We start from the raw sequence: 14209 nt of genomic DNA on the forward strand, positions 1-14209 counted from the left end.
CAACCGGGCGAACTGTACTGTTTGGTCCTTCAGGTAAGTGTGGCAAAAAAGGCTTTTAAATCCGCGGCTAACAGCGCGGGCTGCTCTAGGGCCGCGAAGTGCCCGCCGGCGGGCATGGGGGTCCAGCGCCGGATGTTGAACCCTCGCTCCACGTAGGCGCGCGGCGGCGTGGGCAACTCCTTCGGAAACTGAGCAAACGCCACTGGCACTCGCACGTAGTCATCGGGGCCGAAGGCGAGCGGGCGGGCGGCGTTTTCTTTGTAAATGGCCATCGAGGAATAGATGCTCTGGGTAAGCCAGTACAGGGTCACGTTGGCCAGCAACTCGTCCGGGGTAAACACCAAGTGGTCGGCGGGACCCCGGTCGCTCCAGTCGTAGAACTTCTCCACAATCCAGGCGCACAGCCCCACGGGCGAGTCGTTAAGCCCATAGGCGGCGGTCAACGGTTTGGTGCCATGCATCGCCCCATAGGCACCTTCGCGGGCCGACCAGTCCGCGACGGTTTTTTGGAATGCCAGGACCTCGGGCGAAAGGACTTCCCCCGCCTTCAGGTAGGGCTTGTAGGAACCGGGAATATAATTCAGGTGCAGCCCGATAACATTAGCCGGGTACTTGAGTGCGAGCCAGGTGCTCACGCCGGCCCCCACATCGCCGCCCTGCGCGCCGTAGCGCAGGTAGCCAAGGCGCCCCATCAATTGGTGCCACAAATCCGCCACCGCGAACGAGCTGCCACCAGGGGTACTGAAGGGCGCGGAATAACCAAAGCCCGGCAGCGAGGGCACCACTACATCAAAGGATACGGGCCCGGCTGCCGTGAGCAGCGGGATAATAGGGAGCATCTCTAAAAACGAGCCGGGCCAGCCGTGGGTGAGCAGCAACGGAATGGGGTTGGGCCCTTTGCCCTTGACGTGCAGAAAGTGGATGCGGTGCCCGTCGAGGTCGGTCGTGAAGTTAGGGTAGGCGTTGCCAGTAGCTTCTACTTTGCGCCAGTCGAACTCCTGCGCCCAGTACGTGACTAGCTCCTGCAAAAAGGGACGGCTTGTTCCATAGTCCCACCCCGTGCCGGGCAGCGCGGTGGGCCAGCGCGTACGGGCGAGGCGGACGCTAAGGTCATCCAGCGCCGCCGCGGGCGCCTGTGCCACGAACGGCTGCGTCAGGGGAGATAGGAAATCGGCCATTTCAGGAGACGAAAGCATGGGTAGGTGATTAGGCGCAGGGGCCAGAGAAAATCCGGCGAGGAGCAGGCTGCTTGGTCAAACCACCGCGCGCCGAGTGATGGGTAGCTCAAGCATAGCACAAGAGGGGGAGCGGGTACCAGAGCCACCGGCCCCATGCGCCGTATTCCACGCAATTTGCAACAAAACGCCCGCCGACTGCCCGCTTATTTTTGCGCAAAGTCGGTCTGGTCCGTGATGGTGCCGCTCGTATTGAGTAGGGTTTCGCCGGCTTCAGCGCAGGCGCGCACGTTGGCCAGGGGCATGCGCCCACCAGCCCTCGCCTCGACGGCATTGGCTGCCGCGCCAGTGGCCAGAATATGTCCCGCCACGCGCAAATCGCTAACGGTGCCCCTTCCACGACGCACGTTTAACAAATTACTATAGAAGGCATCTTCGTCCAGATTCTTGCTCGACTGCCCACCTAATTCTCATGCCCGCCTAATTTGCTTACTACCGCGTCTCCACTCAGACGCAAGGCGCCTCCGTTCTCGGCCTCGAAGCGCAGCAGGCCGCGGTGGTCAGCTTCCTGAGAGGTGGCCAGCCGCAGGGCGAGTACGCCGAGGTGGAGAGTGGGAAGAAGAACCAGCGGCCGTAGTTGCTAGCGGCGATGGCAGCAGCCCGTGCCGTGGGTGGGGTGCTGCTGCTTGCCAAGCACGACCGACTCAGTCGCAATGCGAGTTTCATCTTGACGCTACGCGATTCGGGAGTAGACTTTGTTTGTTGCGACATGCCCGATGCGAACACCCTTACCGTGGGCCTATTCGCGGTGCTCGCTCAGCATGAGCGCGAGACTATTCTCGAAGTAGACCAAGAATGCGCTTGCGGCCAAGAAGGCGCGCGGAGCCCAATTAAACACCCCGGCCAACCTCACGAATGACGCTCGGGAACAGAGCCTGCTCTTGCAGCGAGCCCATCTGCAGTAGCAGCACCCGGGCCTGCGGCAAACGGCTGCCTTTATTGCCTCCCGCCGGGCGCAGGGGATAAGCTTTCGCCAGCTAGCGGGGGAGTTGAACGCGCTGGGCTTTACCGCCCCGCGCGGAGGGAACTTCAATCAGAAGTAAGTTTAGCCCCTGCACGAACGGCTGCCAGTAGTCAGCAAAAGCATGACCTCCGAGTGACTTCTGTTTAATATTGTGTAACTCAGACTAAGTTGGCTGGTGCTCAGAAGGCGAAACAGGTAGTGATGCTGGACTGCGGTAAGCGCTAGGCCGCCTTGTTACCTACGACCACTCCGTCAGACGGCGAGTTTCCGACTGCTGGCTGCCACCCCTACTAACAAGGCGGCTAAGCAGAGAAAAGCCGTGGTAAAATTGGTGGCCTGGGCCACAAAGCCAATCAAAGCGGGCCCCGCCAGGATGCCGGCGTAGCCAATGGTGGAGATGGCTGGAATGGCCAGGTGGGCAGGCATCACCTGCTGACGGCCCACGGCGGAAAACAGCACCGGCACCATATTGGCGCACCCGGCCCCCACCAGGGCATAGCCTCCGAGCCCCACCTGCCAGCTAGGCACCAGCACGGTCAGCGTCAAGCCCAGGGCTGCCAACAGCCCTCCGAAGCTCAGCATGACCCTCCCCCCCAGGCGGCGCACGAGGACATCCCCCGTGAAGCGGCCCAGCAACATGGCCAGGGAGAAGACCGTGTAGCCCAAGCCCGCCCAGGCGGGTTTTACGGCCCGCTCCGTGCTCAGAAACACGGCACTCCAGTCCAGGATAGAGCCCTCCGTCAAAAATAAAATGAAGCACAGCAGTCCAATAAACAACACCACGCCGCGGGGTAGCGCGAAGGCCGGCCCCGTACTGGAACTGCCGTACGCCAGCAGATGCGGTGCGGCATACAGCAGGACGCCGGCACTGACAACAGTCAGTATCCCCGTGGCGGCCACGGGGGAGACGCCGGCACTCAGCAACGCACTCAGGCTGCCCGCTCCCACCATCCCGCCCACGCTAAAGAAGCCGTGAAAACCCGACATGAGCGTGCGGCCGCTGGCCCGCTCCACCAGAACGGCCTGCATATTGATGACGCAGTCCACCGAGCCCAGGCCAACCCCAAAGACGAATAAGGCTGGCGCGAGTAGCGCGAGCGGGGCAGCCAAAGAGAGCAGCGGCAAGGCCAGGCACACGAGCCCCATAGCCGCCAGAATAACGCGCCGACACCCGTAACGCGCGGCCAGGGCCCCCGCCACGGGCATCGCCAGAATGGAGCCAATGCCCAGGCAGAGCAGCAGCAGTCCTAACTGCCCCTCATTAAGCTGGTTGCGGATTTTGGCGAAGGGTACTAGGGGTGCCCAGGCGGCGCCGCTTAGGCCGATGACAAAAAAAACGAGTCGGGTCGCTCCCTGTTCGGCTTTGCCGGGGGGCGCGGGGGTGGGCAGCAGGGTAGTAGGCATAAGAAGCAGTTAGTTCGGCGGGCACGCGCGCCGTTAGATTAGGAAGAGGAGGCAAACCCGGCGCGAGGTAGGAAGAGGCCGCAAACCCGGCGCTTGGTTATTGGTCAAGGGCCTTGGGGGAGACTGCTGCGTTTGGCAGCCGTCCCCGCTTGTAGCTGCGGCAAAGCACCGGCTCAAGGGGGGTGATAGGGAGGAGGACCGAGGGGTCAGACAGTGATTTCTACCAGATTCCCGTCCGGGTCCGCGACGATGCTTTCGTAGTAGCCATCCCCAGTGATCCGCGGCTCGCTGACAATGGGGTAGCCGTCCCCACGCAGCCGCTCGGTTAAGGCCTGGACGGCGGCCACGCTGCCGCTGGCAAAGGCCAAGTGAGCGTACCCCTGCGCGGGGCCAGTGCCCGCCGCCAGCAGCTGCGGCTGCTGCATCAGTTCCAAGCGGGCGCCACCGGCAAACGAGAGGAAATAAGAAGAGAACTGCCGGCTTGGATTTCGGTAGCACGCACTCGCCAGCGCGCTAAAGTATTCGCTGTAAAACTGGCGCGACCGTTCCAAGTCCGGCGTCCAGAGCGCCACGTGTTCAATCGTCATAAGAGGCGGTGGGGAAAAGGGTAAACAGCGGCCAGCCGAAAAGCCACGGCGGGCCGCCCAGGGGTGAATGGCGGGGCAAAGGTCCGGGTGCGCGCCGGCTGCCACTACGCAGGGCTTGCTTACTTTCCGTACGCCATTAACCGAATACCGTATTTTAGGGCTGTTCTCTTGCAATAGCCTACGCTTTCCCATGCGATTAACGCGTCAACCCCTGGCCCCGCCCCTGGACAGTTCGGTGTCCGTCTTTCACCACGATGCGGCCAACCCCTGTCCGGTGCTCTGGCATTACCACCCCGAACTAGAACTTTTGTACCTGCCGCGGGGCGCGGGACGTCGCCACATCGGGCGCACAGTTTCGTCCTATGCGGGGGGCGAGTTGCTGCTGCTGGGGCCTAATGTGCCGCACCTCAGCTACGGCTATGGGCAGGACGACACGTTTGAGGAGTTTGGGGCGCTATTTCCGGCGCAGCTCAGTAGTCCCGCGCCGGGCGCGTGGCCAGAGTTAGCGCCCGTGCGCGCCCTGCTGGCTCGCGCCACCACGGGTCTCGTCTTTGGGGCCGCGGTGCGGCACGCCATCGGGCCTCAGGTGCAGCACTTGTTGACCCTACCGCCCTGGGAGCGGTTACTCTCCTTCCTCTCTATCCTGCAGCAGCTAGCTCAGTACCCGGAGTCGGCTTATACCGTGCTGGAGCCTAGCCCGCCCGTTCACGCCTCCCCAGCAGCTCAGGCGCAACTCAGCCGAGTGCTCACCCGCTTGCACCAGCGCCTGAGCGGCCCGGTCAGCGTACCCGAGCTAGCTGCCGAAGCCGCCCTCTCCGTCCCGGCGTTCTGCCGGTTTTTCAAGAAGATGACCCAGCGCACGGTGACTGAGTTCGTGAAAGAATGTCGCGTGCAACGAGCCTGTCAGTTGCTGCGGCACGCGCAGTCCGTAACGGAGGTCGGCTACGCCAGTGGCTTTCAGAACTTATCGTATTTCAACCGCAGTTTCCGCCAGCTGATGAGGGAAAGTCCTTCCGCCTACCGCCGCCGACTAGTGGCGGGCGAGCTAGTCCCACCCTTATTGTGACAAGCACTCGAAAACGGCTACGAATCCGCTAAGCCCGTATAGGCGGGCACCCGCCCTACTTCCCTGCGTACCGATGTCCGTCTTCCCTTCCGATGCCTTTTCCCTGGAGTACCGCGCCGATTTGGGGCTCATTATTGGCCGGTGGCTACAGGACCTGCCGCCCCCGGAACTGCAAGGCACCTACGAGGCCATGCTGGCCGCCGCGCAAGCCCACGGCAACTGCCGCTTCTGGCTGCTAGACCTGCGCCGCCGCCCCGTGGCCGGCCCCGACCTGAACGCGTGGTTCCGCGACCAATTTTCGCCCCGTATCGCGGCCGCACTTAACGGACCCTTGTTCACGGCCTACCTGGCGGGCCCGCACCAACGCCCGGCGGCCGAGAGCGACGCGATGGAACTCTACTTTCGCCGCGAAGCCGCCGTTGACGCTTTTCCGAAGTTGTTTGAGAGCGAGGCAGAAGCTATGGCGTGGCTGCGCGCTGGGCAGGTGCGCGCCGGGATAGCGCCGGCCTAGCGGGGCCGGGGCGCAGACCGCGCGAAAGGATAACGTTAAGGACGGCAGTAGAGTAGGTCCGCTTGAAGTCACGCCCTGCTATACGGGTAGGGCACGTCGTCAACGTCCTTATACCTAAGTAACGACGCTACTTACTTATCGCTACCTGTCTGGGTTGAGTAAAATCAGGCAGTCTGCTCAACACTAAGGAAGATTTTCCTTTAGTGCTAACTGGCTCACTTAAGTGGGAAGCGCACACTTCAGGTAAGTAGGAATAATGTTTCCATATTGCTGCCTATCTGGCCTCCCGACGCTATGACTCTTTGAAGGGAAAATACCGAGGCAAGGAGTGCTGCGTTTAGCCTCGCTTCGGCTATCAGATTCCGACTCACGCTGGCCTTATTTCAAAGGAAGCAGACACTAGGTGCTTTAGAGCTGGCGGGCAACTACCTGCCTCCGCAAGGGGCTAGTAGTTGCGCAGCTAAATCTGGCCCATGCCGCCATCGACGAAGAGTTCGATGCCATTCACAAAGCTGGCCTCTTCCGAAGCCAGGAACAAAGCAGCAGCGGCCACCTCTTCTGGACGACCCATCTCTCCGCGTGGAATCAGGGGGGCAATCTGCGCCTTAAACTCGGTCCCAGAGGCCGCCATCAAAGGCGTGTCGATGGCCCCTGGACTCAAGAGGTTGACCCGAATGTGGCGGTCTTGCAAGTCCACCAGCCATCCCCGCACAAAGGCCCGAAGCGCGGCTTTACTGGCGCTGTATATGCTATTGGCGGCATAGCCTTTGATGGAGGCCATCGACCCATTAAGCACGATGGCACCGCCGGCTGCGAACAAGGGTAAGGCTTTTTGCACGGTGAAGAGCGTACCGCGCACGTTCAGCTCAAAGACGGAATCGAAGAACGCTTCCGTAATCTCCCCTAGTTTACCGAAGTCGGCTGCCCCGGCGCTGGCGAACAGAATGTCGATGCTGCCTTTTTCCCGCTGCACCGTCTCGTAGAGGCGGTCGAGGTCGGCTAAGTTGGCCGCGTCACCCAGCACCCCCGTCACATTGCGGCCGATGGCTTGCACCGCTTCGTCGAGTTTCGCTTGGCTACGGCCCGTGATAAAAACGCAGGCCCCTTCGGCCACGAATAACTGGGCGGTGGCCAGGGCCATGCCTGAGGTAGCGCCCGTAATAACCGCTACTTTTCCGGTGAGTTTTCCCATGCTGTTGACTTGTTTGGTTGAAGTGCGGGGCGTTTGCGACGCATTTAAGGGGTCATCCATAGCGCAAAATTCCGGTGCATGGGGAGGGCTGGCAAGTACGGAAAAGTTATTCGGCACCCGATACTTTTAGCCCCTAGGGCGGTTTTTATCCCTGTCTCCCTCCGACAGCTCTTTCCTCCACTTGCCTTTCCTATGTACCGGAAGAAAATTGCTAACACGCTGAGCTGCGGCTCGGTGCTCACCAAGGAAGTGCTGCATGGCAAATGGATCCACCCTGCTCGTGGGCATTGCCCAGGGTATTCAGCGGCCTAGCGCGCTGCAACGCATGCTTCCCAGCGCCACGCGGCGCGTACTCAACGTCCAGCTGACGGAACTAGAGCACCACGGTCTGGTTAGCAAAACCATCTTTGCCGAGTTGCCGCCCCGAGTGGAGTACGAGCTCACGGACCTGGGGCGGTCGCTGCTGCCGGTGATTGAGGTGATGGAGCAGTGGGGGAATACCCACCGCACAGCACTAGAACAAGCACTGGCCGGGAATTTGGCCGAGCTACCGAACTAACCTGGTTTCCTTAAAATACTGCGTGGCGAGACCTGATTCGGTCGATGCTCAGAAGCAGAGATAGCTAGCGAAATCCTTTACTTATCACTATCTGTCCGAACTAAGCGAAACTGGCTATTTGGGTACCGTTTCCATTGATTATCGGCGCTAATTGTTCACAAGTGTGAAAAGGCAAAAATTGCGTGTTATCAGTGCTTATTCTTCTGAGTAGGTAGCGACTCGTTTTCCTTATCACTACTTATCTAGCCTGAACGATACCGGCTACCTCATTAGCTGCTCGAGTTCGATTTTTAACATTTACTGAACCAAGCTCTTCAAATGACTCAGGTTGCTCTAGTCAGTTATTGAAGGAGCCACTAACTTTCTCCTGGCACAAGGCCAGCTGGTCCAGCACGTAGCTGAGCCGGCTGGCATACTCCTTCTGTCCGGTTGCCACGGACAGCCGGGATACGCCCGACAGGTAAAACTCCAACGCCACGCCGGGCAGCACGCCGGTTTCCCAGCCGGGATACAAGCTGGCTTTAGGAGTGAGGCCCGATTCCTTTAAGTACGGTGCCAACAGCCGGTCGGGGTTCAAGCTCAGAATGTTCCGAGCTTCGGCGTCCTGCGATTCTTTAAAACTCCCCTTTTCCAGCAACCTCACGTTCTCTGCGGAAAATGCCTGCGCTTTCGGCAAGCGAAGCTGCGCTGCTTTAGGCGCGTAAGTCAACTTGGTCTGAGCAGCTGCCACCGAGGCAGTAAATGACAGGCTTACCACCACAGTGGCTAGAAATAGGTTGCGGTTTGAAAAGCTCATATTCATTAGTTTGAAAGCAGCAAATGGTGACCGGGGCAGCGGCCTAAATAGAAAAGTTATTCCGCCGTTAATTCCAGCACGTGGCTGGTTAGTTGCTTAGCCTCGGGGTCGCTCAGCAGCACGCCCACTTTCATGAGGTAGTCGCCGGAGTAGGTTTGGCCGTGGGCGGGCAGCTCGGCTTTCTGGCCGGACATTAGGTTAATTTCAGCTATGCGGTAGCGCTTGGTGGGGTCGAGGCCCTGGAGCTTTACCGGCAGCACGGCCTCGTGAAATCGGGTGTGCAGGTTGTAGCCGAAGGCCACAGCGTGGCGCTGGGCCTCGTCCACGTACAGTAGGGCCACCTGATTGCCTTCATAGGGCGAAAGCAGACGAAATAAGTCGCCTTGCGCCAGCACGGCGTTCAGGCGCTTGTATTCCTGCACGGCCTGGCGGCTGAACTGCTGCTCGAGCGGGCTGAGCTTGGCCACGTCGATGTCATAGCCGAGCTTACCCATCATCGCCACGTCGGTGCGAAACTTGAGGGTGTGCTGGCGGTTCCAGTTGGTGACGTGGCTGGCTAGCGCATTGGAAGGAAAGAAATTGAGGAAGCCCCACTGGATAAAGACCCGCTCCAGCGCGTCGGTGTTGTCGGAGGCCCAGAAGTCGTTGAAGTACTTTAGGCCGCCGTAATCGGCGCGGGAGCCGCCGCCGGAGCACATCATCATGGGCAGGTGCGGGTACTTGGCGCGCATGCGGTCAAGTACTTTGTAGAGGCCGCGGACGTAGTCGACGTAGAGGTGCGACTGGTCGCGGCCTAGGTACTGCGAGTAGGCACTGGTCATCATGCGGTTGCAGTCCCACTTCACGTAGGCCACGCCCTGGCTCAGCTGCTCGTCTACCACGTTAAAGACGAAGTCCTGTACCTTAGGATTGGTTAGGTCGAGCACCAATTGATTGCGGCTGTAGTCCTCGGGGCGGTTGGGGAGCTTCAACACCCAGTCTGGGTGTTTCTCGTAGAGTTCGCTCTTGGGGTTCACCATCTCGGGCTCTACCCAGATGCCGAATTTGATGCCTTCTTTTTGAGCAGTTTCCACGAGGTGGCCTAGGCCGTGAGGCAGCTTAGTTTTGGTGGCCTGCCAGTCGCCAAGGCCAGCCTGCTCATTGCTGCGCGGATACTTGTTGCCGAACCAGCCGTCGTCAAGCAGGAACACGTCGGCCCCCAACTTGGCCGCGTCGCCCATGAGCGAATCGAGCTTGATTTCGTTAAAATTGAAGAGCGTCGTTTCCCAGTTGTTGAGCACTGTCAAGCGGGGCTGGGTGCCATCTAGGATGCCGTAGCGCCGGGCCCAGCGGTGCAGGTTGCGCGAGGCCTGGCCTTTGCCGGCGCTGCTGTAAGTGAAGATGAACTCGGGCGTAACGAAGGGCTGACCGGCTGGCAGCGTGTAGGCCGAGGCGTAGGGGTTGATGCCCGGCAGCATCCGCAAGGTATTTAGGTTATCTACTTCGAAGGCCAACCGGAAACTGCCCGTCCAGGCCAGGGTGCCGGCCAGCACCTCGCCGCTGGTTTCAGTAGCGGGCCGGTCCAGGGCCAAGAAGAACGAGGGCGTTTGGTACCAGCCGGCGCGGGTACCGCCGAGTTTAGAATCCACGACTTTCAGACCGCTGGTGAGCTGGCCTTCTGCTTCTTTGGCCTCCGAGGCCCAGTCGCCGTGCAGTTGGGTGAGCCAGTAGCGCGGGGCGTGCAGGCGCAGCATGGCCGAGGCGTATTGCGTGAGGATAACGGACTTTTTCTCGCGGTGGCGGATTTCTGTCCAGGTTTTGATGACGTCCTCTCGCTGATAGGCGGCGAAGTGTAGCAGCACATCCACGGGGTAGGCCGGGTCGCGCAGGTGCACAGTGGTAGTCGTCAAACTGTCACCCGATTGGCGAGTTTGCACGTCGGCAAACTGCAGGGCCAGCGAGGGGTTACCATCCGCGTGTACCAGGCCAATGGCCGGCTCGAATAGGTTGTCAGTGCCAGCGGAGGTATAAGCCTCATCAGGCGCGGGCATGTAGCCATTGAAGGGGCCGGGCTGAGGCAAGGCCTGCCGGTCAGCGGCCATGAGCTTGGAGCCGAGATAAGTCTGGTAGAGCTTCTGGTTAGCGCCTACGGTCAGCACAAGACTTACGTGTGCGGTTTCGATAGCAATGGGCGGCGGGACGGTTTGCGCCCAAGTTGTGGTGAAACGGGCCAGCAGCAGGCAGCAGAGGAAACGGAGGGTCATAAAAAGTCAGGAAGCGGGTGGCGGGTTTGGCCTTGAATCAATTAGCTGGCCTGCATTCTCGGCTCAGCCGGTCGGGCCTGGGCCGGCTGTGGCACGCTTGAGCAGCTACTCAGCAGGCCGTGCCACAGGATGTAGGCGTAGCAGAGCACCGCCAGCAATAGCGCCAGCGCAGCCCATTGTGGCCGGCCACCAAGCCAAACAGCATCGGCATTACCGCCTCGCCCAAGATGGCTGTGCACAGCAGCCCCGAAGCCTGCTTGGTGTGGTGGCCCAGCTCGGCCACAGCCAGCGTGAAAAAAGCCCACTCCGCACCGGACTGGGCTTTGTGACTCATTGCAAGACCACGCGTTTGACCAGCGTGGCGGTGCCCACTTGCAAGCGCAGAGTGTAGACGCCAGTCGCTAGGCCCATAGCGTCCACCGCGAGCCGAGCCCCCGCGGCGGGCAGAGTGGCCTGCTGGCGGTGCACTACCTGGCCCAGCGTGTTCAGCAATTCGACGTGCACCTGCGTAGCTCCAGCCACTGCTGGCACCAGCACAGTGAAGCCACTCGTGGCGGGGTTGGGATAGAGCGACACTTCGGCTGCCGAGAGCGCTGGCGCTGTGGCTAGCGTCGTGCGGGCGGCAAAGTGCAGGGTGAAGCGCCCAATGATAAGGGCACCGGCAGCCGCTGGGCTCACGCTGAAGGCATAGGCAGGCTGCTGCCGCAGGTTTACGGTCTGACCCGTCAGAGCATCGGTGAGCACGGCGTCGAGGCTGGCGGGCAGGTTACTGAGCGTAGCGGCTGTTAGGGAGTAGGAGCCAGCAGCGGGCACCCCCACGGTCAGCGGCAGGGTGGTGTTTACGGTAAAGACCGGGCGGCCGTCGATGGAGAGCGACTCGCCGGTGCCGGCTACCGAAGCCAGGTTAAGGCCGCTGGGGTTGGTCAGTTTCTGGGCGTCGTGCTGGGCGTCGAAATCGGGGGTGCTGCTGGTTTCGGCGTAAGCGTAGAAGGCGTCGGCTAGCCCGTTGGCGCCCAGCAACTCCAGCTGTACTTGCGGGCGTAGGTCGGCGGCAGCTCGCTGGAAGGCGGTGGCATTGGGTGCGGTCAGGCGCTGGCTATTGCGGAAAGTGAGCGTACCGGTGGTTTGGCCACTGCTTACGCGGGCGAAGAAGCCCTGTCCCAAGGACAGTATTGGGTTGCCGATGCCGCTCACATAGCTGCGGTACTGACCACCATATTGGCTGGTGCTGCTGAATACATAAATAGCCGCGTCGAGGTTGAGGCGGTCGGTGGGGGCTACCAAGCTATAATCCAGCGGCGAAGCGTAGGGGTTGCCCAGCAACTGCCAGCCGGCGTCAGACTCGTTGGCTGTGCCGGTAGCAGCGCGCGTTAGCGCTACCGATTGGTCGCCGTTGGTGAGCACGCCCACGAAATCGACCAGAGCTGGCGCGTTAATATTCACGGCGTAGCCGCGGCCCACGGCGAGGGTAGTGGCGGTGGTGGCCGGCACTAAGAAACCGCGGTCAAACGGGGTGTAATTATTATTCAGGCTGACGCGGCTTTGGTCGTAGCCGAACACCGTGGGGAAGGGCGTAGTGGTGCCGGGCGTGGCCGAGGCATTGTACGCGGCGGCCTGGCTGATTTCCGGCGTGAAGCCCGTGGTGGTCAAATCAGCCACGGTGGTGCCGGCCACGGGCGAGCTGAAATGGCGGTAGCCGCGGCCGGGGTTCAGGCTGGGGTCGATGTAGCGCTGCACGGTGCTGATGCCGCTCACCGTGCCGGTGCCCGCGTTGTTGACCAGGGCCGTTCCCGTGGCATCGGAAACCAGCGTCAGTCGGTCATTGGCCGTGAGCGAACCGGCCGTAAGCGTCAACACCCCGCGGATGCGCACGCGGCCACCCAGGCTCGCTCCGGCCGGATTGTTTAGCGTGAGCGTCGACACCTCAATGGTGCTGGGGCCGCCCAGGCCCTGCGGCGTCGTACCCGTCAGGGTAATGCCAGCGCTTGAGGCCGCGGTGAAGGTACCGCTGTTATTTAGCGAGCCTTTCACGTCGAGCACGCCGCCGTTGAGGGTCAGCGAAGCGCCGCTGCCGATGACCAGCGACTGGATGGTAGTATTTGCGGTAATGACAGGGTAAGGCGCCGTGGCGGCCGGAAGGTAGCCATCGAGGGCGGCCGAGGGCACGCCTGCCGACCAGTTGGCGCTCGTATTCCAATCGGTACTGCCCCCGCCGACCCAGGTGGTGAAGGACGGGCTGAGTGCGGCGTCGAATTCGTAGGCGCCAATGTCCACGGTAGCACCCACCACGCGCGGGTTACCGGCCAAGTCGGTAGCCGGAAGCAGGTTGTTGACACCCGCGTTGATGGCCGGGCTGCCCGGCCGCAGGCGGAAGTCGGCCGTGAAGGGGGCCACGCTGGCGCTTACGAACTGCGGGTCGGCCGTTACGGTATTGGTGCCGGCCACGCCGGTGCCGATGCCGCCAAAAAAGAGATTGTTGGTGTAGGTGAGGTTCGTTGTCGCGAAATTGACGTTAATCCGGGTTTCATTGTCCGTGACCAGGATATTGTTCTGCACTAGCACGTTGGCCGATTGGTTGGTGAGTACTTCGACGCGGTCGCCGGGGCTGGCGCGGTCGGGGCTGCGCGAGTTTTGGTAAAACGTATTGTTGATGAGGTCGATATTCGACGTGCGCAAGCACTGGAAACCGCTGCCGCCGTTGTTCACGCACAGGTTGTTGGCCACCAAAAACTTGCCGGAATAGCCGGGATTTACGTCCAGGATGATGCCGTTGCCATCGGTGATGCCCCGGCAGACGGTGCCGCTGCGCCATGGCACGTAGAGGCGGTTGCCGAAGCTGCGGTTGTTGCGGATAACAATATGGTAGCCCGGCGCATTGTCGAAAGCCACGCTGCTGTTGATGGAAATACCGCTGGTGCCGTAGCGGGTGTACCAGCAGTTGTTGTACACCAGGTTGTTCTCAATTGCCACGTAATCAGACTGGCCCATAGCGATGCCGGCCCCACCGCATTCAAACACCTCGTTGTTGGCAAAGCGCAGGTGGTGCGGGTAACCAGTCGCCGAGGTGCCGTCGGTCGAGATGCCGTTGGCGTTGTACAGGCCCAAGGGGCTGCCCGTGGGGTTGGCGCAGCTGCTAGGCTGGTTGAGGGCGGCGCCCAGCGTCACGCTGCGGTTGTTGCCCTGCACGCGGAAGCCGCTGACTTCCACGTACGCCGCCGTGTTGTACACGTGCACGCCTTGGAAGGTGTTGGTTTGCAGTGTGAACAAGGGCCGTTGCGCGTCGCGGCGATAATTAGTGTACACAATCCAAGCGCTGGCCGTGCCGGGCCGGGTCACGTCGAGGGTGGGCGAAAAGGAAAACTGGCCCCGGTAGGTCCCCTGGCGTACAAACACGGTATCGCCGGGCAAGGTCAGGTTGGCGGCGTACTGGACGGTGGCAAACGGCAGCGCCGGGCTCAGGCCCCGACCGGCGGTGGTATTGTCGGCACCCGTCACCAGCGAGTTAGCCCCACCGGAAACGTAGTAGTTAGTGGCCCAGGCACTGGAAAACCAGTTCAACGCCAGGTAAAGCAGTAGCAACTTTTTCATGCAGTGGGTGGGTTTGGTGAAGTGAATGGAAGCTTGTAGGAAGTAGTTGACTTGGGAGGCATCG

At 61.2% G+C, this 14209-nt stretch carries 13 protein-coding genes; 4 read left to right on the top strand and 9 right to left on the bottom strand.

Features of this window, described 5'->3' with window-relative positions; genetic code table 11:
• Window positions 1-29 precede the first annotated feature (29 nt).
• Both ACFSDX_RS24275 and ACFSDX_RS24280 read right to left on the bottom strand, forming a co-directional pair.
• Window positions 30-1196, bottom strand: a complete 1167-nt coding sequence (locus ACFSDX_RS24275; protein ID WP_382318429.1) for an epoxide hydrolase family protein — start codon at window positions 1194-1196, stop codon at window positions 30-32.
• 185 nt (window positions 1197-1381) lie between these two features.
• Window positions 1382-1582, bottom strand: a complete 201-nt coding sequence (locus ACFSDX_RS24280) for a hypothetical protein (RefSeq protein ID WP_382318431.1) — start codon at window positions 1580-1582, stop codon at window positions 1382-1384.
• A 242-nt stretch (window positions 1583-1824) separates the two neighbouring features.
• On the opposite strand from ACFSDX_RS24280, the gene ACFSDX_RS24285 reads away from it, so the two are divergent.
• Window positions 1825-2094, top strand: a complete 270-nt coding sequence (locus ACFSDX_RS24285; protein ID WP_382318433.1) for a recombinase family protein — start codon at window positions 1825-1827, stop codon at window positions 2092-2094.
• Window positions 2095-2451: 357 nt separating this feature from the next.
• Here ACFSDX_RS24285 and ACFSDX_RS24290 read toward each other — a convergent pair whose 3' ends face one another.
• Window positions 2452-3603, bottom strand: a complete 1152-nt coding sequence (locus tag ACFSDX_RS24290; protein ID WP_382318435.1) for an MFS transporter — start codon at window positions 3601-3603, stop codon at window positions 2452-2454.
• Window positions 3604-3809: 206 nt separating this feature from the next.
• The gene (locus tag ACFSDX_RS24295; RefSeq protein ID WP_382318437.1) at window positions 3810-4190 is read right to left on the bottom strand and encodes a VOC family protein; all 381 of its coding nucleotides are present in this window, start codon (window positions 4188-4190) and stop codon (window positions 3810-3812) included.
• Between the two features lie 190 nt (window positions 4191-4380).
• Between ACFSDX_RS24295 and ACFSDX_RS24300 the strand changes: the two genes are divergently transcribed.
• Both ACFSDX_RS24300 and ACFSDX_RS24305 read left to right on the top strand, forming a co-directional pair.
• Complete coding sequence (locus ACFSDX_RS24300) at window positions 4381-5256, top strand: AraC family transcriptional regulator (protein WP_382318439.1); 876 nt, start codon at window positions 4381-4383, stop codon at window positions 5254-5256.
• Between the two features lie 73 nt (window positions 5257-5329).
• Window positions 5330-5767, top strand: coding sequence for a hypothetical protein (locus ACFSDX_RS24305; RefSeq protein WP_382318441.1), 438 nt, complete (start codon window positions 5330-5332; stop codon window positions 5765-5767).
• Between the two features lie 460 nt (window positions 5768-6227).
• Here ACFSDX_RS24305 and ACFSDX_RS24310 read toward each other — a convergent pair whose 3' ends face one another.
• On the bottom strand, window positions 6228-7019 hold the full coding sequence (locus ACFSDX_RS24310; protein ID WP_382318443.1) for an SDR family NAD(P)-dependent oxidoreductase: 792 nt from the start codon (window positions 7017-7019) through the stop codon (window positions 6228-6230).
• A 196-nt stretch (window positions 7020-7215) separates the two neighbouring features.
• Here ACFSDX_RS24310 and ACFSDX_RS24315 point away from each other — a divergent pair, with 196 nt between their 5' ends.
• Window positions 7216-7518 carry a winged helix-turn-helix transcriptional regulator gene (locus ACFSDX_RS24315; RefSeq protein ID WP_382318445.1) on the top strand — a complete coding sequence of 101 codons (303 nt, stop codon included), beginning with the start codon at window positions 7216-7218 and terminating at the stop codon, window positions 7516-7518.
• A 337-nt stretch (window positions 7519-7855) separates the two neighbouring features.
• Here ACFSDX_RS24315 and ACFSDX_RS24320 read toward each other — a convergent pair whose 3' ends face one another.
• From ACFSDX_RS24320 to ACFSDX_RS24335, 4 genes are all read right to left on the bottom strand, one after another.
• Complete coding sequence (locus ACFSDX_RS24320; RefSeq protein ID WP_382318447.1) at window positions 7856-8320, bottom strand: beta-L-arabinofuranosidase domain-containing protein; 465 nt, start codon at window positions 8318-8320, stop codon at window positions 7856-7858.
• 50 nt (window positions 8321-8370) lie between these two features.
• Window positions 8371-10557 (bottom strand): alpha-galactosidase, encoded by a 2187-nt coding sequence (locus tag ACFSDX_RS24325; protein ID WP_382318449.1) that lies wholly within the window; start codon window positions 10555-10557, stop codon window positions 8371-8373.
• Window positions 10558-10666: 109 nt separating this feature from the next.
• Complete coding sequence (locus tag ACFSDX_RS24330; protein WP_382318451.1) at window positions 10667-10891, bottom strand: hypothetical protein; 225 nt, start codon at window positions 10889-10891, stop codon at window positions 10667-10669.
• Window positions 10888-14145: a choice-of-anchor Q domain-containing protein gene (locus tag ACFSDX_RS24335; RefSeq protein WP_382318453.1), complete on the bottom strand. Its 3258-nt coding sequence runs from the start codon at window positions 14143-14145 to the stop codon at window positions 10888-10890. The genes ACFSDX_RS24330 and ACFSDX_RS24335 overlap by 4 nt, the downstream gene beginning before the upstream one ends.
• Window positions 14146-14209: the final 64 nt, after the last annotated feature.

This window comes from Hymenobacter bucti (assembly GCF_042681145.1).
GTDB lineage: Bacteria > Bacteroidota > Bacteroidia > Cytophagales > Hymenobacteraceae > Hymenobacter > Hymenobacter bucti.

What these genes read in the sequence shown, in the direction of transcription:
- ACFSDX_RS24275 (WP_382318429.1), bottom strand. Translation starts at nt 1,196, where the DNA reads ATGCTTTCGTCTCCTGAAATGGCCGATTTCCTATCTCCCCTGACGCAG.
- ACFSDX_RS24285 (WP_382318433.1), top strand. Translation starts at nt 1,825, where the DNA reads ATGGCAGCAGCCCGTGCCGTGGGTGGGGTGCTGCTGCTTGCCAAGCAC.
- ACFSDX_RS24290 (WP_382318435.1), bottom strand. Translation starts at nt 3,603, where the DNA reads ATGCCTACTACCCTGCTGCCCACCCCCGCGCCCCCCGGCAAAGCCGAA.
- ACFSDX_RS24295 (WP_382318437.1), bottom strand. Translation starts at nt 4,190, where the DNA reads ATGACGATTGAACACGTGGCGCTCTGGACGCCGGACTTGGAACGGTCG.
- ACFSDX_RS24300 (WP_382318439.1), top strand. Translation starts at nt 4,381, where the DNA reads ATGCGATTAACGCGTCAACCCCTGGCCCCGCCCCTGGACAGTTCGGTG.
- ACFSDX_RS24305 (WP_382318441.1), top strand. Translation starts at nt 5,330, where the DNA reads ATGTCCGTCTTCCCTTCCGATGCCTTTTCCCTGGAGTACCGCGCCGAT.
- ACFSDX_RS24310 (WP_382318443.1), bottom strand. Translation starts at nt 7,019, where the DNA reads ATGGATGACCCCTTAAATGCGTCGCAAACGCCCCGCACTTCAACCAAA.
- ACFSDX_RS24315 (WP_382318445.1), top strand. Translation starts at nt 7,216, where the DNA reads ATGGCAAATGGATCCACCCTGCTCGTGGGCATTGCCCAGGGTATTCAG.
- ACFSDX_RS24320 (WP_382318447.1), bottom strand. Translation starts at nt 8,320, where the DNA reads ATGAATATGAGCTTTTCAAACCGCAACCTATTTCTAGCCACTGTGGTG.
- ACFSDX_RS24325 (WP_382318449.1), bottom strand. Translation starts at nt 10,557, where the DNA reads ATGACCCTCCGTTTCCTCTGCTGCCTGCTGCTGGCCCGTTTCACCACA.
- ACFSDX_RS24330 (WP_382318451.1), bottom strand. Translation starts at nt 10,891, where the DNA reads ATGAGTCACAAAGCCCAGTCCGGTGCGGAGTGGGCTTTTTTCACGCTG.
- ACFSDX_RS24335 (WP_382318453.1), bottom strand. Translation starts at nt 14,145, where the DNA reads ATGAAAAAGTTGCTACTGCTTTACCTGGCGTTGAACTGGTTTTCCAGT.